The organism is Bacteroidota bacterium, assembly GCA_016183775.1.
Classification (GTDB): Bacteria; Bacteroidota; Bacteroidia; order JABDFU01; family JABDFU01; genus JABDFU01.
The window spans coordinates 68628-91983 of record JACPDY010000079.1 but is presented as its reverse complement, the minus strand read 5'-3'; the positions used below and the strand labels follow the sequence as shown (position 1 = coordinate 91983).

The following is a 23356-nucleotide window of genomic DNA, read 5'->3' as shown; positions in this document are numbered from 1 at the left end:
AATTTGACTTACTAAGTAGTACAAAGTAAACTTGTAATAGTAACTTTTCTATAGCTTAACTAAATAAATTATGAGACAAAAAAAAAGCACATCACTCAAACTAAGGTTGCAACCCTTCATCGGTTTAACTTTATTATTAATGGGTCATAGCCATGCCCAAAATAATGTTGTTTCAAAAAACACACTAATCCGGAACCTTGAACCTGAAACCCGTAATCTTTTAAACGGCAGTGGCCTATGCTTCACCCCCAACAAAGGCCAGATAGCCGATATGGAAGGCAAACTTTGCCCGGATGTTTTGTACAAAGGTGAAACCGCCGGAGCTGACATATATCTGCGTAAAACAGGCATAAGCTACGTATACAGTAATATGGGCGAGGTAATGCATAATATAGATGAACAAGTTGAAGATTTAATAAAAGCAGGGACTATAACCGAAATGGACGAACATAAAAAGAAAAAGGAACTACTGCAAAAAGAAAACTTTAAAGTACACCGTGTTGATATGGACTTTGAAGGTTCAACTACAAACCCAAAGCTCATAAATGAAGAAGAAGTAGACGGCTACCAGAATTTTTACTATGCTTATTGCCCACAAGGCATTACCCATGTAAAGCAATACAATAAAATAACCTATAAAAATATTTACAACGGTATTGATATGGCGTATTACGGCGACAAAACAAACGGAATAAAATACGACCTCATTGTAAAACCACATGCCGACCCAAGCCAAATAAAACTTCACTGGAAAGGTGCTGAAAGCATATACCTAAATCGCGAAGGTGACCTGGTCATTAAAACCAGCGTAAATGAATTTACTGAATCAATCCCAAAAGTGTACCAGGTAATAAATGGAAAAGTAGTTGATGTAAAAGCTGAGTACAAATTATATGAGATGTTAGATGTGAGAGAAAAAAACAACACTACAAATAATTCTCATATCTCATGTCTCAAATCTCATATCTACGAAGTAACCTTTGAGCTTGGAACCTGGAACCAGGAACACCCTTTAGTGATCGACCCCTGGGCTACTTATTATGGGGGAAACAACTTCGATTTAAGCAGTGGTATTGACACAGACAATTCAGGAAATGTTATTATTACTGGGATGACAAGAGGTGGAACTTTTCCAGCCAAGAATGCGGGAGGATTGAATATTACATGGCAAAGTAGCTACAAAGGAGGATTATTTGATGCTTTTGTTGTTAAGTTAGGTCCAAATGGAAATCGCCTTTGGGCTACCTATTATGGAGGTAATCAATGGGATCAAGCTAATGACATTGCCACAGATAACGCAGGTAATATTATAATTACCGGAGAGAATTATGGGGGATTTCCGGCCACAAATGCTGGAGGAGTAAATGTTACATGGCAGGCCATTTATGTAGGTACATATGCTACTGCTTTCGTAGTAAAGTTCGATTCCAATGGCAAAAGGCTTTGGGCTACATATTACGGTGGTGATGAGTGGGTTCAAGGTGAGGGCATTGCCACCGACAATTTAGGAAATGTTATAATTGTTGGGACCACTAGAGGTGGCACATTTTCAGCTACTAATGCCGGAGGATTAAATATTACATGGCAAAACATTTTTGGAGGAGGGTTGAATGATGCATTCGTGGTAAAATTTGATCCCAATGGAAACAGACTTTGGGCCACCTATTATGGGGGTGATAAAAATGACTATGGTAACGGCATTGCTACAGACAATGCGGGAAACATATTAATTACAGGATGTACGGGTGGAGGAAGTTTTTCTGCCACTAATGCAGGGGGTCCAAACGTTACATGGCAGACGTCCTATGGAGGAGGAGTCTTTGATGCTTTTGTGGTGAAGTTTGGCCCCAATGGCAACCGCCTCTGGGCTACATATTATGGGGGAAATCAATTAGAATATATTTATGGTAGCGGTATCGCCATCGACTTTTCAGACAATGTCATAATTACAGGAGGTACTGGGGGTGCTTTTCCTGTTGGAGCTAATGGCCCTAATATAGTTCAACAAGTTGTTTTCGGAGGGCTGGGCATTTTTAACATGGGTGATGCCTATCTAGTGAAATTTAACTCATTTGGGGTTATGCAATGGGCTACTTATTGCGGGGGTATTCAAGACGAGATAGGCTTTAGCCTGACAACTGATGGAAGCAATAATGTTTACCTGCTTATGGAAATTGAGGATCAACCGGGGGCTAATCTTATTGATGCTTGCTCCTATCAGCCGGAGTTTAATGGAGGATCAAATACGAATCCTAGTCCGAATGGAGGAGGAATTCCAGAAGATCAACTAATAGTAAAATTTAGCCCTCTTGGTAAAAAGATTTGTTCCACATACATAGGCGGCACCGGAGAGGATGATTCGGATGGCTTTGGGTCCGGAAAAATGGTAACTATATTTGGAAATTCACTCTATATTACTGGTACAACAGATGGAGGATATCCCGTATCTTCAGGTGCCTTTCAAACAAAGTATGGTGGTGAAAAATATGATGCATTTATAACGTCAATATGTGCCAATATATGTGAAGGAAAAATACTTGCCTTAGATTATATTGCAAACACAACAAGTGCATGTGTAAATGTACCGGTTACTTTTACCCCATCAGTAGCCAATTCCTGCGATACCACAGGCTATAAATATCAATGGAAATTTACGGGAGGTAGCCCTTCAACATCAAGCGCTGTAAAACCAATAGTTACATTTGCTGGTGTTGGCGCATATGATGTTAAATTAGTGGTTACCACGGTTTGTAAAAAAGACAGTTTAACAAAAACCAATTATATAACTGTAACGCAATGTGCAGCTTGTAACTTAGTTGCCAAATTCACCAAAGGCACCGCCAACTGCACCGGCTGCGGTTGCAAAGAATGGATAATGGTAAATGCCACAGGTGGCACAAATCCATACACATATTTGTGGCCGGATGGATATGACAAAAGATATAAAAATCACCTCTGCTCAGGCAATTATTCCATAAATATTACAGATAAAAACGGGTGCAGTGTAAATGTGAATCTTACAGCCCCTTAATTACTGCGTACTACGTAGCTTATGCGACAATTTATTAAACAAAACCCTTATTTTACGATGCTTTCAAAGAGCTCAATGTTTCCCAAGCAATGAGCGTAGTAGTACAACCTGAAGGAATTGCTGAAAAACAGGGATGGCTTTACCTTTAACCCTTCAAAACATTGATCTTACATGACCAACGAGTCTGCAAAATCCATCTGATAAAGATCATTTTTATTACTGCCTTGTAATTAGTAATTTTGAATCATATAAAACAATATCATGCCTGTTTACCATAAACTCGGAAACATCCCCCATAAGCGCCATACGGTATTTAAAAGTCCTAAAGGCAAGCATTATTACGAACAATTGTATGGCACCGAAGGCTTTAATGGAATGGCATCTCTGCTTTACCATGTTCACCGCCCAACACAGGTAAAAGAAATACTGAAATCCTATAATGTCGCGCCAAAAATTGCGATCGATAAAAATATAAAATCGCTATTGCTTAAAGGCTTTGAAATAAAACCGGCTGACGACTTTTTAGATAGCAGAAAGGCATTACTGGTAAACAATGATGTACATCTTGGCCTGGCTGCACCCCGCAAGTTAAGCTCAGGATATTTCTATAAAAATGCAGACGCGGATGAGATGTTGTTTATTCACAAAGGTTCCGGCAGGTTGAAAACCTTTTTAGGGACTATATCGTTTGAGTATGGTGACTATCTGATCATACCCCGCGGCATGATCTATCAAATTGAATTTAATTCTGCCGATAACCGTCTTTTATATCTCGAAAGTTTCAGTCCGATCTATACTCCTAAACGTTATAAAAATTCATTCGGACAACTGGGAGAACACTCGCCATTTTGTGAAAGAGATTATAAATTGCCTCTCGATCTTGAAACGCATGATGAGAAGGGTGATTTTTTAATCAAGATCAAAAAAGAAGGAATGATACATGAGGTTGTATATGCCACGCATCCTTTTGATGTAGTAGGTTGGGATGGGTACAATTTTCCTTATGGATTTTCTATTCACGATTTTGAACCCTTAACGGGCAGGGTGCATCAGCCGCCTCCCGTTCACCAAACGTTTGAAACAAACGCATATGTCGTTTGTTCATTTTGTCCGCGCTTATATGATTATCATCCGCAGGCTATTCCCGCACCTTATAACCACAGCAATATAGATAGCGATGAAGTATTGTACTATGTTGATGGTGATTTTATGAGCCGCAACAATATTGAACAAGGACACATTACGCTTCACCCGAAAGGTATCCCGCATGGGCCTGCACCGGGAGCAATGGAACGCAGCATCGGCCAAAAAGAAACACAGGAACTGGCTGTGATGGTAGATACGTTCAGACCGCTCATGGTTACTGAAGATGCAATGAAAATTGATGACGGGAAATATTACAAAAGCTGGGTGGAGTAAAATAATGCCAAAGATTTTAATTTATAAAAATATTGTTTTTATCATATTTTCAGTTGATAAATTTGAAAGCAGAATTCACATACATGTGGTCAAAAAATCTGTAAAAGAATTTGAACCTGCAAAATTTTGGATGGAACCCCGAATAGAGTTAGCTAAACGGGGTGATTTCACTACAAAAGAAATCAATGAAGTGGGAAAACTAATTTTAAGGTTTGAAAAACAATTAAAAGAACAATTGGAAAGTTTTTATTCCGGCAAAATTATCAATACAATTAAAATTAAAAAATGAGACGAATAGAAGGCGCTTTCGGTTATCAACCTCGTATCAAAAAGATCGGATTTACTAAAAGAGGCAAAATTGATATTTACCTGGATGACGGAAGGATAATAGTAACCCCTATTGACTTTTTCTCGGATATTAAGAAACTTAATTCTGAACAAAGAAAAAAATGGTCCATTATTGGTGGTGAAGGCTTCACTTTTGATGATTGCGATGAAGTGTATCATATTGAGCAGATATTGGGAAAATATGATGATTACAAATATCAATTTGTTAGTGAACCTCCCCGGGCCATTTATAAACGTAAAAAGAAAAAATGACTGCCGAAATAAATTCCATTCTACTTACACAAGCTATGGCCATGTGGTCGGGGAAAAAGTCTTGAATTATTGACTTGTTGAATTAAAGAATTAAAAATTCCAACAAATCATAATTCAACAACATTACATTTCGACAAATTCTCCAATTCACTAATTCAAAATTTTTTTATCATGGCAAAAGAAGTAAAAAGTGTAAACTACGGTTTGGAAAAAATATTTGAAGGCGCACAGGATTTCCTTCCTTTATTAGGAACCGATTATGTAGAGTTTTATGTAGGTAACGCAAAACAATCGGCTCACTTCTATAAAACAGCATTTGGATTCCAATCGTTGGCTTACGCGGGATTGGAAACCGGTTTAAAAGACAGGGCATCCTATGTTTTGGCGCAGGATAAGATCCGTTTGGTATTAACCACCCCGCTCACCAGCACCTCTCCAATAAATAAACACCTTGCAAAACATGGGGATGGTGTAAAAGTGATAGCACTCTGGGTTGAAGATGCCGCTAAGGCATTTAAAGAAACCACCGGGCGCGGGGCGAAACCCTTTATGAAACCAACCGTAGAGAAAGACGAACACGGTGAAGTTGTCCGTTCAGGCATATATACCTACGGTGAAACCATTCACATTTTTGTTGAACGTAAAAATTATAAAGGAATATTTTTACCCGGCTATCAATCCTGGAAGTCGGATTACAACCCAACATCTGTCGGATTAAAATTCATTGACCACATGGTTGGCAATGTAGGCTGGGGCGAAATGAACAAATGGGTGAAGTGGTATGAAGATGTTATGGGATTTGCGAATTTCCTTTCGTTTGATGACAAGCAGATTCACACGGAGTATTCCGCATTGATGAGTAAGGTGATGAGCAATGGCAATGGCCGTATCAAATTCCCGATCAATGAACCGGCTCATGGAAAGAAAAAATCCCAGATCGAAGAATACCTTGAATTTTACGAGGGACCCGGCTGTCAACACCTGGCTGTTGCTACAGATGATATAATTAAAACCGTAACCACGTTAAGAGCCCGCGGTGTTGAATTTTTATCCGCTCCGCCACACTCCTATTACGAAGAAATACCGGCCCGCCTTGGCACACACATGAAAATGATGAAGGAAGATATTAATGTGCTGGAAAAGCTATCGATCCTGATAGATGCGGATGAAGAGGGTTATTTATTACAAATATTTACCAAACCGGTTGAAGACCGTCCGACCTTGTTTTTCGAGATCATTCAACGTATGGGAGCAAGAGGGTTCGGCGCAGGTAATTTCAAGGCATTGTTCGAATCTATTGAAAGGGAGCAGGAAAAGAGGGGGACTTTATAGGAAAAAAGTAGTCGGAAGTCAGGAGTCGGAAGATAGCCTAAAGTGCAGATGAAAGAATTTAGTTGTAATTTAGTCTTATGAAATACTTCTCTTTCATACCCACAATAGTTTTATTCGCTTGTACGCACCAGGCAAAATTCACTAACGTAAATATTAATAACAAGTACGCCATACAATTGCCTGAATATATGCAGCCGGCAACTGAACTGCATACGGATGCTTCATTGCAGTATAAAAATGAAGAAAAGGACATTTACACTATTGTGATAGATGAGAATAAAGACGAAATGCAAAATTACAATCTGAAATACAATCTCGACACCTACTTTAAGGCTGTAGCCTCACAGCCTTTCGTTGAATCCATCGAACATGGAAAGATCAGCGTACCGGTTAAAAGACAGATCAATGGCTCAACAGCTATGGTAGCCGAAATCACAGGCGACATTAACCAAAACCCCGTTTATTACAAGATCGCTGTTATTGAAACAAATAATAGTTTTTACCAGATCCTCACCTGGACCAGCGCAGGCAACAAAGAGTCATATACACACGATATTGACCAGACTATTGATTCGTTTAAGGAATTGCAGAATAGTTAAGCAAATAGCTCCTCAATTTTCCGATCACAATTTTTATTTCCTCTTCAGTTGTATACTTCCCCAAACTAAATCGAACAGCCGAATAGGCCTGTTCATGTGTAAGCCCCATAGCCATTAAAACATGCGAAGGTTCAGGAATTGCAGATGAACATGCTGAACCGGTTGAAAGAGCAATATCCGGTAGTTTGGTAATTAATGAATCTGCTTTTATACCTGAGAATGAAAGATTAGAAATATTCGGCAAACGATTCTTTTGTGAACCATTCACAAAAACCCCGCCTGAATCCAGTAACGATTGCTCCAAAAGCGTACGCTTGCAATTTCACAGGCTTTGCCCAAGCCAACTATAGCAGGCACATTCAGCGTTCCGGAACGCAAACCCCGTTCATGTCCTCCTCCATGTATTTGTGCAGCTAACGTTACTCTTGGGTCTTTTCTCCGTACATATAAAGCACCCACTCCCTTGGGTCCGTAAAATTTGTGAGCCGACAAACATAAAAGATCAATCCCTTCAGCCTGCACATCCACATTAATTTTCCCCACAGCTTGTGTCGCATCGCTCATAAAAATGCTGCCTTTTGAATGAACAATGGCGGCTATCTGCTCTATAGGCTGAACTACTCCTGTTTCGTTATTAGCGAACATCACACAGACGAGAATAGTTGATTGTGCTATTGAGTTATTGAGTTGGCTGAGGTCGATCAATCCTTCTCTGTCAACTGGCAGGTAAGTTATTTGGGCTCCTTTCGCTTCAAGTGCTTTACAGGTATCTAAAACAGCTTTGTGTTCTGTTGCTGTGACAACAATATGTTTACCTTTTGTTTGATAGGCTTCAAACACACCTTTAATAGCAAGGTTTATCGCCTCGGTTGCGCCGGAAGTAAAAACGAGTTCCTGTTCATTGCAATTAATAAGCTGTGCAACTTGCTTGCGGGCTGTCTTTACCGCTTCTTCGGAAACCCAACCCAAAGAATGTGTTCTACTGGCAGCATTCCCGAATTTTTCAGAAAAATAGGGCAGCATTGCTTTCAACACCCTGTCATCAACGGGGGTTGTGGAATTGTAGTCGAGGTAAATGAGTTTGTTCACCATGTAAAATTAGCAATAAGAATTACACAGAGAAGGCACAGAGTTACACAGAGCAAAACCTTCCCTTCCCTGTGGCCCTCTGTGCCTTCTCTGTGCAGCTCTGTGAAACAAATTTTGCGCTTTGTAAACCAAGCACTTAAATTCTTTATTTTCGTACTCTTAACTTTTACCCTTGGTAGGCAATATCGAACATAAGATCGCATTCTTCGAAAAGGTAGCGGCCACACGCAATAAAAAGCGAAGACTGAATTCCCATTATTGGAATGATATTACCCGGTATTGCGACTACTTCGCGCACGAAGATTATGCAGTACTTGAAATTGGCTGCGGAACAGGTGAATTACTGAATGAAATAAAAGGCAAAAACAAAACCGGCATTGATTTCAGTCCGACCATGATCAAACTGGCCCGGGAACAATTCCCGCAGCTTGAGTTCCATGAAATGAAAGCCGAAGAGCTAACACTCAACAAAAAGTATGACCTGATAATTATTTCCAATTTAGTTGGATTTTTGGAGGATGTAGAGGAAGTCTTTAAACAGTTGCATAAAGTCTGTCACCCGCAAACAAAAATAATAGTTACCTATTACAATTATTTATGGGAGCCTGTGCTGAGTGTTGGTGAGATGATCGGATTAAAAACTCCATCTCCCAAACAAAACTGGTTATCACTTGATGATATCAGCAATTTACTTTATGTGGCGGGCTTTGAAGTATACCGGAATTCAAAACGCATGCTTCTCCCCTATTACATCCCCCTTTTATCAACTCTGTTTAATACAATTTTGGCAAAGCTGCCTGTATTTAAATACTTCTGTCTGAATCACTTTACATTTGCGAAACCACTTGCATCAACTAATGAGCAGGAATGGAAAGATAAATATTCCGTAACTGTCGTTATACCCGCCCGCAATGAAAGCGGCAACATTGAAAACGCCATTACACGTTTACCCAAACTCGGCAAACACACCGAAATAATTTTTGTGGAAGGAAACTCAACAGATGATACCTGGCAAAAGATACAGGAGATACAAAAAAAATACGCTTCCTCACACGATATAAAGATTACGCAGCAGGAAGGCAAAGGAAAAGCCGACGCTGTTCGTAAAGGATATGGTATCGCCACCGGGGATGTTTTAATGATACTGGATGCGGACCTGACCGTTCCGCCTGAAGACCTTCCGAAATTTTACGATGCCATCGCTTCGGGTAAGGGCGGATTTATTAACGGGTCACGATTGGTTTATCAAATGGAGAAAGAAGCCATGCGCTTTCTTAATTTATTAGGGAATAAATTTTTCAGCATGGCCTTTACCTGGCTACTCGATCAGCGTTTTAAAGATACTTTGTGCGGAACCAAAGTTATTTTTCGGGAAGACTACTATAAATTGGTCAAGAATAAGAAATTTTTTGGCGATTTCGATCCGTTCGGGGATTTCGACCTGATCTTCGGGGCGCATAAACTCAATTTAAAGATCATTGAAATTCCTATCCGTTACCGGGAACGTACTTATGGCGAAACAAATATTTCGCGCTTCAGGCATGGATTGATATTGTTGCGTATGTGCGTGTTTGCGGCGAGGAAAATTAAATTTATATAGCCTGGCCTCACCCTGCCCTCTCCAAATGGAGAGGGTTCAATTTTTCAAAAATGGGAACATCCCGTTAGAACTAAAAAATTATAGAAAATATGTTCGAAAATAAATCATCACGCACAGAACTGGAAGCATTAGGCGAATTTGGCCTTATCAAACACCTTACACAATTCATTAATTTGAAGAATGAGAGTTCTGTGAAAGGTGTTGGTGATGATGCGGCTGTCATTGACTATAAAAACAAACAAACTGTTATTTCAACGGACATGCTGGTTGAAGGTGTTCATTTCGACCTGACCTATACCCCTTTAAAACATTTGGGATACAAATCGGTAACCGTTAACCTGAGTGACATTTATGCAATGAATGCTACACCCAGGCAAATACTGGTATCTATTGCATTATCGAACCGATTTTCGCTGGAAGCCATTGAAGAATTATATTCGGGTATAACACTTGCCTGTGACCGGTATGGTATTGATCTTGTTGGCGGTGACACCACTTCATCTCAAAGCGGATTGGTAATAAATGTAACCGCGATCGGTGAGGCTGATAAAAAGAATATTGTTTATCGTGATGGAGCTAAAGAAAGTAATTTGCTTTGTGTGTCGGGCGATCTGGGCGGGGCGTATGTCGGATTGCAGCTTTTAGAGCGGGAGAAAAAAATATTCAAGGAAAATCCCGGTGTGCAGCCCGACCTGGAAGGCAATGATTATATACTCGAACGGCAGCTTAAGCCTGAAGCACGCAAGGATCTTCCGCTGATATTTGAAGGGCTGGATATCGTCCCTACCGCTATGATCGATATTTCTGACGGGCTGGCCTCAGAAATTTTACATATATGTACCCAATCAGGTGTTGGCTGTAATTTGTACGAAGAAAAGATTCCCCTTGATCCGATGACCTTTAACCGCGCCCGTGAATTTAATCTCGACCCGACCACTTGTGCACTGAATGGTGGAGAGGATTATGAACTGCTGTTTACAGTTGACATAAGTCATTATGAAAAGATCAAAGACAATCCCGATATTACCATCATAGGACATATTTCGGACAAAAATTCGGGCTGCAACCTGGTATCAAAAAGCGGAACGGTACATCCCCTGAAGGCACAAGGCTGGGATGCATTGCTAAAGAAATAAGTTCAATTTATCTTCATTTTTTCGTACTCATTTTAACTAGCTGATAATATATAATCACCTACAGATCAGATATTTGCAAATTGATCCGGATCAACTCCTGTTAATCGTATCTCAGTTTCTGCTTCATTCAATCATAAACCAATTTCTTACATCTGTAAGAATTATTGGATTTTTGACGCAACAATTCATAATTTTACCTAGTATAAGATAATGAAAACAACTAAGTATTTATACCTAGTATAATAATTTCAAACATTGATAACTCACTTAAAATACACCTTATTATTATTTTGTACTTTGCCAGGCGCGATTTGCTTTTCGGCGAATCGCTATTGGGTATCCGCATCAGCAAGCAACTGGAACAATACCGCAAATTGGTCAACCAATTCAAATAGTCCCGGTGGAGCTTCAGTACCAGGCGCATCCGATGTCGCTATTTTTGATGGAGCCGGAAGCAATAATGGTGACTGCACAATCGATGCCGTTGTTAATGTGGCGGGTTTTTCAATTACCGGATATACAGGTATTATTTCGCAGGGAGCAAATACAATTACTATCGGCTCATCTCATTTCAGCATGTCGAGTGGTACATTTACAGGAGGAAGTTCCAACATCACAATTAATGGAGGTACATTTAGTTTAAATGGCGGCACTTTTCTTAGCACTTCTGCAAATTTATCAGTTGGTGGTTCATGGAATAGTAATGTTACCATTTTCACACACAGTGGCGGTACTTTTTCGCATAACAATGGTACCCTGATCTTTGATCCGATCAGGCTGCAGTTCGAGCAACTTTACTGTGGATCTGCTGACCTCTACCGCTTTTTATAATTGTACACTGAATGTACAGCCCGGTTGTGGCGGAAATAACGCAATCAGCACTGCAGCGGGGGATACTATTGATGTGATTAATGACCTGGTGCATACTGATGGAGTATTGAACGGGATGGTTGAAGTGAAAAATAATTTAACAATCAATGCCAACTCAGATGGCGGAACCGGAAGGATCATCATGAATGGAACAGGCGCGCAAACTTACTCGGTTAACGCGGCGGCTCCAAGAACATGTCACCTGGTGATCGACAAATCTGCCGGTGCCCTTACTCCTGCAATAGGAACTACTGTATTGTCTGTACAGGCTTTAACTATATCGGCAGGTGATTTCACCGCACCTACCGGCAACTAGGCTGCAGTTCGAGCAACTTTACTGTGGATCTGCTGACCTCTACCGCTTTTTATAATTGTACACTGAATGTACAGCCCGGTTGTGGCGGAAATAACGCAATCAGCACTGCAGCGGGGGATACTATTGATGTGATTAATGATCTTATTTTTACCGACGGAATCTTAGCCGGCATTATTGAAGGTAGAAATACCGTAACCGTTCAATCCACATTCGACGGCGGCACGGGAACCTTAATATTTACAGGAACAGGCGGCGACCAGAATTTTGATCTTACAGGAGCCACAGGCAATTTTGATGGGAAGATCAAGATAAATAAATCTACCGGGAATGTAGTATTACAATCACTTTTACTGATGGATGGAAGCAGTCAGACATTGACTTTTATGTCAGGTAATATTATTTCTACATCAACAAACATGCTGCAGATCGGCGATAATGTTACAGTTAGCGGAGCTTCCAACTCCAGTTTTGTTGACGGCCAGGTGAGAAAGATCGGTAACGATGCTTTTACTTTCCCTGTGGGCAAGAGCGGTGTATATGCCGGAATTTCAATCACAGCGCCCTCGGTAACAACTGATCATTTTACTGCCGAATATTTAAAAGCAGATCCTCATCCCACCTATGACAACCAGTTGAAAGATGCCACCCTGGAACATATCAGCCACAATGAATACTGGATATTGAATCGTACCAACGGCACTTCCAATGTAAGTGCTACCTTATCATGGCAAAATGCGAGAAGCGGGGATGTTACCAACCTCTCTACCCTAAGGGTTGCCCGCTGGGATGGATCAGTGTGGCGCGATCACGGAAACGGAGGAACTACAGGTAATACAACAGCCGGCACGGTAATTTCAGGCGCCGTGATTACCTCATTCAGTCCGTTTACTCTTGCTTCAACAACCACAGAAAATCCATTACCTATTGAGTTATTATCATTTTCCGTTTTACCCAATGGAAATACTGTGGATGTGAAATGGAGTACTGCAACTGAGATCAACAACGATTATTTTACGATTGAACGAAGTTCTGATATGATCGGTATTGAATCGATCGCCACTATTGATGGAGCCGGAAACAGCAACAACACACTTAATTATTCGACTGTTGACAAACAACCTATGACCGGAACTTCCTATTACAGGTTAAGACAAACCGACTTTGACGGAAAATACAAATACTACAATTGGGTGGCAGTAAATTTCGAATCGGAGCCGGGTGGACTCAGATTTGGTGTATATCCAAATCCTGCTGATCTCAATACCGGGTTCACACTTAATTTAACCGGGGCTGAAGACAATCAACAGGTATTGGTGGTGATCTATGATGCAAGCGGCAGGGAAGTTTTTTCCAAGGCAATCATCCTCGAAAATAACACAGGACAGGTAATTGCCATTGATCCATTTAATACGTTTTCCCCAGGGATATATACCATCTCCGCAACTTCTGACAACTCCGTATTCAGACAAAAATTAATTATAAGATAGTATATGGTTACATGAGTTTGCGGAAGGCCAACGCTATCGGTACTACTACGCTCATAAGCTACGTAGTACACATATAGCCGGTTCTAACCTCAATAAGTGCCGGTATATTATCACTACAAAATCATTGAATGGTGATCTTCGCATTCTTTTTAAACCCATCCACTCCGGTTATTCTGACAAAATATATTCCGGCCGGCAGTTCATCTGTAGAGATCGAATAAATATTTTCACCATTTTTTGAAGTCATGTGCAGACTAACTTTTTTAGTTCCATTTATATTCAGCACTTCAATATCCAATTCCTGAATTCCGGATACATCAAATGCTAAATTCAGCAACGCCCCTTTTTTAACAGGGTTTGGATATACTGTCATGGCATCTTTCAATTGTACTTTAGATAAGGATGTGGTTATACTTCCAAGATTTTCATTTCGCGCTATCACGATGGTTGTATGTGTATTGAACTGAACCGTATCACCTCCTGCATCTACCTGCTTCGCTTTATTGGTTCCTGAAGGATGCTGCATAGAAATAAACATATATTTATAATCAGGTGTAAACGTGATCCCTGTTGGTTCACTACCAAGAGGTGTCCTTGCAAACAGCTCTACCATTGGAGATAAGGCTGTATGGCCGGGTTTTACCATCCAGATATAGTTATACTGTAAACTTGTTCCGCTGCCGTCCTGTAGCACCCATAAATTCCCCTCACCATCGAAACAAAGGTTATCGTTGCCATCTCCCCAGGGAATTGATTGTTGTCCGGCATCAGTATTAATAAGGTAACTGGCAGACTCAACAAAAGTTTCGAAATTAATTACGTTGGCTCCATTATCGTTTAATCGATAAACCCTACCGCTGTATTTTTCGGCAAAATAAACTTTACCATCGGGCCCTATTTCAACATCCTCAATACCCTGAAAATTGGTCGCGCCAAGCCCTGTTGCAAGTGTATTGGTGGTGTTTCTTTCAACCTTTGTCGTATTTGGCACTTGTACCCAATCGCCTGTAGTATCTGTAATTTGTTTAAAAACATATAATTTTCCATCCGTCAGATCATTTGCAACTGTTGGTACAAACTTGTATAAAAATCCATAAGCGGTTTTATCAGCTCCGGTATAGGCCACTGTTCCATCACTTTTTATTGCAACATTCTCGTGGTCTACACAGCCCATTGCCCAAAGCTTTTGAGGACCGCTGCCATAGTCCCTGATTTTACGCGTTGCAGGATCTATTTCAACCAACCAACCATTTTTATTATATCCATCACCATTAGGATCAGTTGCGGTTACCTGTTCTTCGGCGGTTATACCTGTACCCCAGGGCGTAATACCCCCGGAACAATTTCCATACGTTCCATCCAGCATACTAAAATCGATTTGATTTATGGAATCTACAACCCACAATTGAGTCGAACTGTTAAAATGTGTACGAACCAATGACACACCCCCGCCTCCTTCACTACTATAACCGCCGATTTCTTCGTTAAGCAATACATACCCATCATTACTACTTCCATTTTTAGGTATATACCCGGTAAAATCATGCCAACCCTTTATAGGAAGGCCATCTGTTCTTAGGTCGCCATTTTTCACCAATAGCTGGAAAGTATGAGTGGAAGGAAGTATTAATTGAGGAACCTGAACACCCGATTGAACCGAGGTAAATGTTCCGATAGTTTGGGCGGTTGAAAACAAGAAAACAGAAAACGATGAAATCAGTGCGCAGATCTTCTTCATTTTGAAAAGTTTTTATGATTATGTAATAAGGTTAGCAAATTTTATTCTGGTATTGTTTTTATGATCCGGGGCTGCCCGAATAGTTCAACTCTCTAAAAATTAAAAAGTGCAATTATCCGATCATCACCTTTTTACTGAACTGTTTATTACCACTTGTGGCCCTGATCATATATACACCCCTGTTCAGCGATGCGCCAATTTCAAATGTAAAATTAATACTACCATGACTATCGGTCTGTACTCTTTTCGACACGCATTGCTTACCAAATACATCGTAAAGCACTACCAACGCCGTTGATTCTCTTTGCAAACCAGCCAATGTAATTGAAAAACTACTTCCATCTGAAATATTTACAGGGTTTGGATAAATTGAAAAATCAGCCGATTGGGTATTTTCAACATTTACAGAAACTATTTCTGAATACGTAAACTTCCCATCAAAATCAGTTTGTTTTAAACGATAATATGAAATTCCGGCAAGAGGGTTTTTATCGGATGTATAATAATTAATTCTCTTTGAACTGGTGCCTGCGCCGGTTATTGTTGCAATCCCGTCGAATAAAATACCATCACCTGAACGCTCTAAAGTGAAATAATTATTATTGGTTTCAGATGCTGTAGCCCATTCAATCCTGACTTCATCAACATTATGTAAGGCATTGAAGTATAGCCATTCTACGGGTAAAATGGCCATTTTGTTTACAGCTTTCCCTACTCCCTTTAGAGTAAATTTCCCTCCCGCAAAAATATGAGCACCGTGAACTCCATCATCGTACACGGTCAAGGTAGTAACAAAACTATTTAGTGTATCGGTACTAACAAGCGACCATGCTGTTCCATTCCATTTAGCAACTTTACTGGCGAACATTCCATTTACAGAAGTAAAATCTCCTCCTACATATAATTCGGAATTAAATTCTACCAAAGGGTTTACTTCTGCATTAGCACCTCCGCCAGCTACATCTGAACCTAAAGCAGTCCAAGTTGTTCCATCGTATTTTGCAATATTATTTGCCGCGACACCATTCATGGCAGAAAATAGGCCCGGTACATACAACTCACCATTATATACGGCCATATCCTTATAAACATAAGATCCTGTAATTCCAGTTCCGGGGGCAGAAAAATTTACCCCATCCCATATCGCAAGTTTGCCACAAGCAACACCAGTCGGACAGCAAACATAATCAGCATAACTAAATGACCCGCCACAATAAAGATTTCCACCATATACACCCAATGCATAAACTGCGCCATTCATACCAACACCGGTATTGCCAACTGTACTCCATGCACTTCCATCCCATTTAGCTATGCGGTTAACGGTAAGTCCATCCACACTGCCGAATTCTCCACCTACATACAGGTTTCCACCGTAAGTAGCCATAGCATACGGAACACCACTCATTCCAACACCTGTTCCTACGGTACTCCATGTGGTACCATCATACTTTGCAATACGCACTGCAGAAACTCCGCCGGCAGTAGTGAAATATCCTCCTACATACAATTCAGCGTTATAAACATACAGGAGTCGAACATTGTTGTCTAATCCGCTCCCAACTGCCGCCCAACTCGTTCCATCATAACAGGCAATACGATTAGCTGGAGTTGTGCCATCAACCAAAGTAAAATTTCCACCAACGTAAAGTTTACCATTAAAAACTGCTGCAGCGCGAACATCACCATTAAATCCATTGGTTGGACCAGGGTAGTCCCAATGGTATTGCCCATTCATTTGTAAATGAAGAAGAGCAACAATAACAAATAAAATACCTTTAAAAATAATTGTAATTGATATTTTCATTTCCTACTTAAGTTATTTTATTCATACTCGAAAGCAGTATTAAAATCACCTATTGCAATGCTCAACTCTTCAGGAAAATCCAATTTAAAAGATGGGATTAAATACCATTTTCGGATGCCAAATATTAAAGCTAATTTAGATCAAATCTCTATAAAAACCTAATTTTACCCCCCCCAAAAAAATTCAAAAATCTACTAATCAATCAGTTACATTGAGTACTTTTTGCTATTGAGATTAATTATAAAAACATTTTCTCCCAAATTTTTTTACAGCTTTAAGCGTCTGCTCCTTCTCCTCCAAAAACCCCATGTGACCGGCATTTTCAAGGAATAAAACATCTGAATCTTTTACCAACTCTGTTTGCTTCAAAACCGATTCATATGGAATAGCTGCATCATGTTTGCCAATTATAAACAGTACAGGATACTTAGCCATTTCCAGTATCCAATCACGTTTCACTCTGCGGAAATTTATTCCGTTTAATGTATAGCTTTGCTCTTGCATTTCAAAAGCATTTTGGAATTCAAACCGTTTGTTTGTAAATTTGAGTGTTAAAAATTCAGCAAAATGACAGCTATAGCGATAAAAAAACAATTCGATAGTTATTTGCCTTTATTATCTAAGAAGCAACAAACATTGCTTTTAGAAATGGTAAAAAGCTTTTTGAATGTTGATAAAGAAAATCCACGGGTTAACCGCAAACAGTATAATAAAGAAATTGACGAAGCAGTTGCCAGGATTGAAAAGGGCAATTTCGTTACGCACCAAGACGCTATCAAGGAATTGTCCAAATGGTAAAAAATTTTAAGATAATTTGGGACAAATATGCTCTTAACGACCTCAAAGAAATTCTCGCTTATTTATCCAAACAAAGTCAGCAAGCTCCTAAAATTGTAAAGCAAGGCGTTCTCACGCGATTAGAAATTATTAAAACAAATCCGCTTATTTGTGAGTTAGATAAATTAAAAAATAGCCCGAATAAAGAATTCCGGGCATTTGTAGTTTACAGTTATAGAATTACCTATCAATTAAAGGCCGTATCTAAAGAAATTCGTGTTGTCAGAATCAGGCATACAAGCAGAGAACCGTTAGGTTATTGACTTGTAAAACATCTTCTCGAAAATTTCTTTACAGCTTTTATCGTCTGCTCCTTCGCTTCCAAAAAACCCATATGTCCAACATTTTCAAGGAACAAAACATCTGCATCTTTTACCAATTCCGTTTGCTTCAAAACCGATTCATATGGAATAGCGACATCATGTTTGCCAATTATAAACAGTACAGGATACTTAGCCATTTCCAGTATCCAATCACGCTTCACTCTGTCCTTCATACCTTCCAAAGCATTAACAATAGCTAACTTTGGAAAATGGCTTGCTCTTTCCTGTAAAATTTTTATGTCATTTTTATGTGCTTCCGCATTTTGAGGTGCAAATAACGGTTCAAAAAATATTTTAATGTATTGCCGTGCGTTATTCTTCACCACGGTGATCGCCTTATCCCTACTTTCCTTTTTTTCAGGAGTATCCGCCAAAGCAGAAGAATGGAATAACCCTAACCCTTTCAAATTATCGGGGAACAGTTCGGCAAAGGCCATTGTAACATAACCTCCCATTGAATGACCAATAACAACATAGCGCCTCAAACGCTCCTTGTCCATCACCGATTTTACGCATTTTGCCATCATCTCCATGGTGTGAACGTAGCCTATACATGGCGTTTCACCAAATCCCGGAAGATCAATACAAACAACCCGGAATGACTTTGAAAGTTCTTTGGAAAAATCGTTCCATATCTCCAGGCTTTCCATGAAACCATGAAGCAGCACAATTGTTCTACCTTTTCCTTTATCGGTGTAACGTACTTTAACCTGTTTGAATACTGTATACTTTGTCATTTAATAAGCGTAGGGTAAAGGTAGCTTCTACCAATGAGTGTTGGGCTGAAGCCCGGTTACTTCTACTTTTCATTACCCCGACCTTCAGGTCGGGGTAATGAAATAAAAACTTATTTGGGCTTTAGCCCAAGTCGCGTGATACTTTATTTTTTATTCATTATCTCCTCTATCTCATCTGCTTCAATGGGAATATTTTTCATCAGGTCGACCGGACCTTTTTTAGTGATTAGAATATCATTTTCGAGTCGAATTCCCAGCTTCTCTGCACGAATATAAATACCGGGTTCGCAGGTCAGAACCATTCCTTCTTCAAAAGGACGGGAGAAGTCGCCCACATCATGCACATTAAGACCCATATAGTGGGAAGTGCCATGCATAAAATATTTTTTATACAGCGGATTTCGGGGATCCTGTTTTTTAACAGCAGAACCTTTCAAAAGCCTGAGCTTTATCAATTCTTCCTGCATTACATCTCCTACTTCACGATTCAGCTTTTCCAATGTATTACCGACTTTCATCATTTTAATCGCAGCACGCTGTACACGCAGTACGGCATTGTAAACACTTTTCTGACGTTTGGAAAACTTTCCGCTTACAGGCAAACAGCGTGTCAGATCGGAAGCATAATTCGCATATTCCGCAGCTACATCAAGCAATATTACCTCTCCGTTTTTGCACTGTTTATTATTATCAATATAATGCAATACATTGGCGCTGGAACCGGAGGCTATAATAGGGCCGTACGCAAAGCCACGCGAGCGGTTGCGGATAAACTCATGGCTTAATTCAGCTTCAATTTCGTATTCCCATACCCCGGGTTTAACAAACCCGAGCAGCCTTCTGAACCCTTTCCCGGTAATATCGCAGGCCTTTTGGATCAACTCAATCTCAGCTTTGGACTTGATGGCTCTCAATTCGTGCATCAGGGGAGCCGCCCGTTTGTAATTATGAACAGGATAATATTCTTTACACCACTTAATAAACCGGTCTTCCCGGGTTTCTACCTCGGCAACGGCACGAGTATGCTCATTCGTATTCAGGTAAACATTCTGACAATGGCTCATCAATGTTTTAAAAACAGTTTTGAACTGACTCAACCAATAAACCGTTCTTATTCCGGAAGCCGCAGTCGCCTCTTCTTTTGTATATTTATGTCCCTCCCAGATAGCAATGTGGTCATTGGTTTCCTTCAAAAAAAGGATCTCACGATTCTCTTCGCTTTTTGCATCAGGAAAGATCACAAGGATGCTTTCTTCCTGGTCAATCCCCGACAAATAAAAAATATCCGCATCCTGAACAAATGGCATAGTGCCATCCGCGCTGGTAGGCATTATATCATTCGAATTAAAAACAGCAAGTGAGTTTGCTTTTAGTTTTTTAGCGAAGTGTTTCCTGTTTTCAATAAAAAGCTTGTTGTCGATCGGATTGTACTTCATTTTTCAGGAATTAACAAATGTTAATAATGAGAGCAATATAATTAAGTAATTTACTTGTTTGAATTAATTATGCAAGCTACTTTTGTGACGCATAAAATTAACACTATTTCCTTAAGAAAACAGATTACTTAATTTTGAATTAAAGCTACTAATTATGAAATAGCCATATACCTTCGGCATACCAACCGAAAATTAATATGGCGTATTCCATGTGACAATCAAGAAATTAAAAATTATATACACATGAATCGTTTTTTAACCTCCTCGCTTGGCAAAAAAGTAGTGATGTCCCTTACGGGTCTATTCCTGATTTCTTTCCTGGTTGTTCACTGTGGCATTAACGCGCTTATGTTTTATAACGATGGGGGCGTAAATTTTAATGCAGGGGCTGAGTTTATGGGAACCAACCCCATTATCAGAGCCGTTGAAATAGTTTTATTCATCGGACTTGTTCTGCACATATACCAGGCCCTCATTTTAACGCTTGATAACAATAGGGCCCGCCCTGTTAAATATGCCGTTAACGCTGCAAATGAAAACAGCAAATGGTATTCACGCTCTATGGGTCTGCTGGGGACACTCATCCTGATGTTCCTTATCATCCATCTTAAACATTTCTGGGTAACGAGTCGGTTTACCGATCAGATAACAGGAGGACATACTACTTTGTTTGACGAAATGAAAGTGGTATTCAGTGAGGCTTGGGTAGTTGTACTGTACGACCTTGCAATGATCTCATTGGCTTATCACCTTCTGCATGGTTTTTATTCAGCTTTTCAAACACTTGGTTTAAATAATAAAAAATACACTCCTGTAATAAACCTTGTTGGCACAGCATTTTCAATTATCATTCCTTTTATTTTTGCAATAATGCCATTGGCAATGTATATGGGCTGGGTGAAATAGTCCTCACCCCGGCCCTCTCCTTCGGAGAGGGAGCAAAAGGGAGAAGAAAGAAATAAAGAATAAGAATTTATATAAGAGTAATTAAGAATATGACAAAACTAAATTCAAGGATCCCTGAAGGCCCTCTTGAGACCAAGTGGACCAAATACAAATCAACTGTTCCGCTTGTAAATCCTGCGAATAAACGCAGCATTGAAATTATCGTTGTTGGTTCGGGGCTTGCAGGAGCGTCAGCCGCTGCGTCGTTAGCAGAGCTGGGTTATAAAGTAAAATGCTATTGCTTTCAGGATTCACCACGTCGCGCGCACAGTATCGCGGCACAGGGAGGTATCAATGCGGCAAAAAACTACCAGAATGACGGGGACAGTGTTTATCGCTTGTTCTATGACACTGTAAAAGGCGGAGATTACCGTGCACGCGAAGGAAATGTATACCGCCTTGCTGAAGTGAGCGCAAATATTATTGACCAATGTGTGGCACAAGGCGTTCCTTTTGCGCGCGAGTATGGAGGGTATTTAAGCAACCGGTCTTTTGGAGGAACGCAGGTACAGCGTACTTTTTATGCTGCAGGGCAAACGGGCCAGCAATTACTTTTGGGCGCTTACAGCGCGCTTGAACGCCAGGTAGGCATTGGTACGGTAACAATGTATTCACGCCACGAAATGCTGGATATTGTAATGATCGATGGCAAGGCCCGCGGCATTATTGCACGTGATCTTGTGACCGGAAAATTAGAAAGACATTTTGGACATGCGGTTTTATTATGTACAGGCGGATATGGTAATGTATTTTATTTGTCAACCAATGCAATGGGCTGCAATGTAACTGCAGCCTGGAAAGCGCATAAAAAGGGAGCCTACTTTGGAAATCCTTGTTTCACACAGATCCACCCTACCTGTATCCCTGTTTCAGGCGACCATCAATCAAAACTCACATTGATGAGTGAATCTCTGCGTAATGATGGACGCATATGGGTGCCAAAGAAAAAAGACGACAATCGTAAACCCATTGATATTCCTGAAGAAGAAAGAGATTATTACCTGGAAAGAAGGTATCCTGCATTTGGCAACCTGGTTCCGCGCGATGTAGCCAGCCGTGCCGCTAAAGAAAGATGCGATGCGGGTTACGGCGTTGGCACATCTAAAATGGCGGTGTATCTTGATTTCACATTCAACACTATGCGTTATGGCCGTATTGAAGCCAATAAACTCGGCATACAAAACCCTTCCGAAGCTGAAATAAAAAAATTAGGTAAGGACGTCGTAAAAGAAAAATACGGAAACCTTTTTGAGATGTATGAAAAGATAACCGGTGAAAACCCCTATGAAACCCCGATGCGTATTTATCCTGCAGTTCACTATACCATGGGCGGCCTGTGGGTTGATTACGAATTGATGACTACTGTTCCCGGTTTGTATGCGCTGGGTGAAGCCAACTTCAGTGATCACGGCGCGAACCGACTGGGTGCATCAGCATTGATGCAGGGTTTGGCTGATGGGTATTTTGTCATTCCATATACCATAGGCTCTTATTTATCGGGTGATATCCGCACCAAATCAATACCAACCGATCACCAGGCATTTGTTGACGCTGAAAAGAAAGTACAGGAGCAGCTTGACAAGTTGATGAATATTAAAGGAACAAAGTCTGTTGACCATTTCCATAAAAAACTCGGTAAAATAATGTGGGACAAATGCGGAATGGGTCGCAACGAGAAAGGTTTAACGGGAGCTATCAGCGAAATACGTGCATTACGTGAAGAATTCTGGAAAGATGTTCGCATTCCCGGTACACAAAATGAATTGAACCCTGAGTTAGAAAAGGCCGGTCGTGTTGCCGACTTTATTGAACTTGGCGAATTAATGTGTATGGACGCGCTCAATCGTAAAGAATCCTGCGGCGGCCACTTCCGCGAAGAATCACAAACTGAAGAAGGAGAAGCCAAACGGGATGATGACAAATTCAGTTTTGTATCGGCTTGGGAATACAAAGGAGTAGGCAGTTTTGAACTTCATAAGGAAGAATTGGTTTTTGATGTTGTGCATCCGAGTCAGAGGAGTTATAAGTAGTTTGTTGGTTGTTAGTTGTTAGTT

General features: G+C 40.3%; 20 protein-coding genes and 1 pseudogene. 15 read left to right on the top strand and 6 right to left on the bottom strand.

Features of this window, described 5'->3' with window-relative positions; genetic code table 11:
• Window positions 1–70: 70 nt before the first annotated feature.
• The 6 genes from HYU69_09990 to HYU69_09965 all read left to right on the top strand — a co-directional run bounded on the left by HYU69_09990 (window position 71) and on the right by HYU69_09965 (window position 6981).
• Entirely contained in the window at window positions 71–3031 is a 2961-nt protein-coding gene (locus HYU69_09990; protein MBI2270668.1) for an SBBP repeat-containing protein, read from the top strand.
• A 261-nt stretch (window positions 3032–3292) separates the two neighbouring features.
• Window positions 3293–4450, top strand: coding sequence for a homogentisate 1,2-dioxygenase (locus HYU69_09985; protein MBI2270667.1), 1158 nt, complete (start codon window positions 3293–3295; stop codon window positions 4448–4450).
• A gap of 4 nt (window positions 4451–4454) precedes the next feature.
• Window positions 4455–4739 carry a DUF4160 domain-containing protein gene (locus tag HYU69_09980; GenBank protein MBI2270666.1) on the top strand — a complete coding sequence of 95 codons (285 nt, stop codon included), beginning with the start codon at window positions 4455–4457 and terminating at the stop codon, window positions 4737–4739.
• Window positions 4736–5050 carry a DUF2442 domain-containing protein gene (locus tag HYU69_09975; protein ID MBI2270665.1) on the top strand — a complete coding sequence of 105 codons (315 nt, stop codon included), beginning with the start codon at window positions 4736–4738 and terminating at the stop codon, window positions 5048–5050. The genes HYU69_09980 and HYU69_09975 overlap by 4 nt, the downstream gene beginning before the upstream one ends.
• Before the next feature lie 171 nt (window positions 5051–5221).
• Window positions 5222–6382 carry a 4-hydroxyphenylpyruvate dioxygenase gene (gene hppD / locus HYU69_09970; protein MBI2270664.1) on the top strand — a complete coding sequence of 387 codons (1161 nt, stop codon included), beginning with the start codon at window positions 5222–5224 and terminating at the stop codon, window positions 6380–6382.
• Between the two features lie 77 nt (window positions 6383–6459).
• On the top strand, window positions 6460–6981 hold the full coding sequence (locus tag HYU69_09965) for a hypothetical protein (protein ID MBI2270663.1): 522 nt from the start codon (window positions 6460–6462) through the stop codon (window positions 6979–6981).
• On the opposite strand, the pseudogene HYU69_09960 reads toward HYU69_09965, so the two are convergent.
• A pseudogene (locus tag HYU69_09960) lies at window positions 6959–8073 on the bottom strand (cysteine desulfurase). The gene HYU69_09965 and the pseudogene HYU69_09960 overlap by 23 nt on opposite strands.
• A gap of 181 nt (window positions 8074–8254) precedes the next feature.
• Between HYU69_09960 and HYU69_09955 the strand changes: the two are divergent.
• The 5 genes from HYU69_09955 to HYU69_09935 all read left to right on the top strand — a co-directional run bounded on the left by HYU69_09955 (window position 8255) and on the right by HYU69_09935 (window position 13479).
• The gene (locus HYU69_09955) at window positions 8255–9670 is read left to right on the top strand and encodes a glycosyltransferase (GenBank protein MBI2270662.1); all 1416 of its coding nucleotides are present in this window, start codon (window positions 8255–8257) and stop codon (window positions 9668–9670) included.
• Between the two features lie 89 nt (window positions 9671–9759).
• The gene (gene thiL / locus HYU69_09950) at window positions 9760–10806 is read left to right on the top strand and encodes a thiamine-phosphate kinase (protein MBI2270661.1); all 1047 of its coding nucleotides are present in this window, start codon (window positions 9760–9762) and stop codon (window positions 10804–10806) included.
• A gap of 255 nt (window positions 10807–11061) precedes the next feature.
• Window positions 11062–11637 carry a hypothetical protein gene (locus tag HYU69_09945; protein MBI2270660.1) on the top strand — a complete coding sequence of 192 codons (576 nt, stop codon included), beginning with the start codon at window positions 11062–11064 and terminating at the stop codon, window positions 11635–11637.
• Window positions 11606–11992: a hypothetical protein gene (locus HYU69_09940; GenBank protein MBI2270659.1), complete on the top strand. Its 387-nt coding sequence runs from the start codon at window positions 11606–11608 to the stop codon at window positions 11990–11992. The genes HYU69_09945 and HYU69_09940 overlap by 32 nt, the downstream gene beginning before the upstream one ends.
• A 23-nt stretch (window positions 11993–12015) precedes the next feature.
• Entirely contained in the window at window positions 12016–13479 is a 1464-nt protein-coding gene (locus tag HYU69_09935) for a T9SS type A sorting domain-containing protein (GenBank protein MBI2270658.1), read from the top strand.
• Window positions 13480–13600: 121 nt separating this feature from the next.
• On the opposite strand, the gene HYU69_09930 is transcribed toward HYU69_09935, so the two are convergent.
• The 3 genes from HYU69_09930 to HYU69_09920 all read right to left on the bottom strand — a co-directional run bounded on the left by HYU69_09930 (window position 13601) and on the right by HYU69_09920 (window position 17528).
• Complete coding sequence (locus HYU69_09930; protein MBI2270657.1) at window positions 13601–15217, bottom strand: DUF839 domain-containing protein; 1617 nt, start codon at window positions 15215–15217, stop codon at window positions 13601–13603.
• A gap of 112 nt (window positions 15218–15329) precedes the next feature.
• A complete protein-coding gene (locus HYU69_09925) occupies window positions 15330–17024 on the bottom strand; it encodes a T9SS type A sorting domain-containing protein (GenBank protein ID MBI2270656.1) in 1695 nt (564 codons plus the stop codon).
• A gap of 234 nt (window positions 17025–17258) precedes the next feature.
• The gene (locus HYU69_09920; GenBank protein ID MBI2270655.1) at window positions 17259–17528 is read right to left on the bottom strand and encodes an alpha/beta hydrolase; all 270 of its coding nucleotides are present in this window, start codon (window positions 17526–17528) and stop codon (window positions 17259–17261) included.
• 63 nt (window positions 17529–17591) lie between these two features.
• Here HYU69_09920 and HYU69_09915 point away from each other — a divergent pair, with 63 nt between their 5' ends.
• Window positions 17592–17822, top strand: coding sequence for a hypothetical protein (locus tag HYU69_09915; protein ID MBI2270654.1), 231 nt, complete (start codon window positions 17592–17594; stop codon window positions 17820–17822).
• Window positions 17816–18124, top strand: a complete 309-nt coding sequence (locus tag HYU69_09910) for a type II toxin-antitoxin system RelE/ParE family toxin (protein ID MBI2270653.1) — start codon at window positions 17816–17818, stop codon at window positions 18122–18124. The genes HYU69_09915 and HYU69_09910 overlap by 7 nt, the downstream gene beginning before the upstream one ends.
• Here the strand turns inward: HYU69_09910 and HYU69_09905 are convergent.
• Both HYU69_09905 and HYU69_09900 read right to left on the bottom strand, forming a co-directional pair.
• Window positions 18118–18921 carry an alpha/beta hydrolase gene (locus HYU69_09905; GenBank protein ID MBI2270652.1) on the bottom strand — a complete coding sequence of 268 codons (804 nt, stop codon included), beginning with the start codon at window positions 18919–18921 and terminating at the stop codon, window positions 18118–18120. The two genes, HYU69_09910 and HYU69_09905, sit on opposite strands and share 7 nt — an antisense overlap.
• Before the next feature lie 143 nt (window positions 18922–19064).
• Window positions 19065–20357 carry an aminopeptidase P family protein gene (locus tag HYU69_09900; GenBank protein MBI2270651.1) on the bottom strand — a complete coding sequence of 431 codons (1293 nt, stop codon included), beginning with the start codon at window positions 20355–20357 and terminating at the stop codon, window positions 19065–19067.
• A gap of 243 nt (window positions 20358–20600) precedes the next feature.
• Between HYU69_09900 and HYU69_09895 the strand changes: the two genes are divergently transcribed.
• Both HYU69_09895 and HYU69_09890 read left to right on the top strand, forming a co-directional pair.
• The gene (locus HYU69_09895; protein ID MBI2270650.1) at window positions 20601–21263 is read left to right on the top strand and encodes a succinate dehydrogenase cytochrome b subunit; all 663 of its coding nucleotides are present in this window, start codon (window positions 20601–20603) and stop codon (window positions 21261–21263) included.
• A gap of 89 nt (window positions 21264–21352) precedes the next feature.
• Complete coding sequence (locus HYU69_09890; GenBank protein MBI2270649.1) at window positions 21353–23332, top strand: fumarate reductase/succinate dehydrogenase flavoprotein subunit; 1980 nt, start codon at window positions 21353–21355, stop codon at window positions 23330–23332.
• Window positions 23333–23356 lie beyond the last annotated feature (24 nt).

Excerpts from the sequence above, each read along its gene's own strand:
- HYU69_09890 (MBI2270649.1), top strand. The coding sequence starts at position 21,353 with ATGACAAAACTAAATTCAAGGATCCCTGAAGGCCCTCTTGAGACCAAG.
- HYU69_09975 (MBI2270665.1), top strand. The coding sequence starts at position 4,736 with ATGAGACGAATAGAAGGCGCTTTCGGTTATCAACCTCGTATCAAAAAG.
- HYU69_09965 (MBI2270663.1), top strand. The coding sequence starts at position 6,460 with ATGAAATACTTCTCTTTCATACCCACAATAGTTTTATTCGCTTGTACG.
- HYU69_09990 (MBI2270668.1), top strand. The coding sequence starts at position 71 with ATGAGACAAAAAAAAAGCACATCACTCAAACTAAGGTTGCAACCCTTC.
- HYU69_09910 (MBI2270653.1), top strand. The coding sequence starts at position 17,816 with ATGGTAAAAAATTTTAAGATAATTTGGGACAAATATGCTCTTAACGAC.
- HYU69_09895 (MBI2270650.1), top strand. The coding sequence starts at position 20,601 with ATGAATCGTTTTTTAACCTCCTCGCTTGGCAAAAAAGTAGTGATGTCC.
- HYU69_09985 (MBI2270667.1), top strand. The coding sequence starts at position 3,293 with ATGCCTGTTTACCATAAACTCGGAAACATCCCCCATAAGCGCCATACG.
- HYU69_09930 (MBI2270657.1), bottom strand. The coding sequence starts at position 15,217 with ATGAAGAAGATCTGCGCACTGATTTCATCGTTTTCTGTTTTCTTGTTT.
- HYU69_09925 (MBI2270656.1), bottom strand. The coding sequence starts at position 17,024 with ATGAAAATATCAATTACAATTATTTTTAAAGGTATTTTATTTGTTATT.
- HYU69_09920 (MBI2270655.1), bottom strand. The coding sequence starts at position 17,528 with ATGCAAGAGCAAAGCTATACATTAAACGGAATAAATTTCCGCAGAGTG.
- HYU69_09900 (MBI2270651.1), bottom strand. The coding sequence starts at position 20,357 with ATGAAGTACAATCCGATCGACAACAAGCTTTTTATTGAAAACAGGAAA.
- HYU69_09905 (MBI2270652.1), bottom strand. The coding sequence starts at position 18,921 with ATGACAAAGTATACAGTATTCAAACAGGTTAAAGTACGTTACACCGAT.
- hppD (MBI2270664.1), top strand. The coding sequence starts at position 5,222 with ATGGCAAAAGAAGTAAAAAGTGTAAACTACGGTTTGGAAAAAATATTT.
- thiL (MBI2270661.1), top strand. The coding sequence starts at position 9,760 with ATGTTCGAAAATAAATCATCACGCACAGAACTGGAAGCATTAGGCGAA.
- HYU69_09915 (MBI2270654.1), top strand. The coding sequence starts at position 17,592 with ATGACAGCTATAGCGATAAAAAAACAATTCGATAGTTATTTGCCTTTA.
- HYU69_09980 (MBI2270666.1), top strand. The coding sequence starts at position 4,455 with ATGCCAAAGATTTTAATTTATAAAAATATTGTTTTTATCATATTTTCA.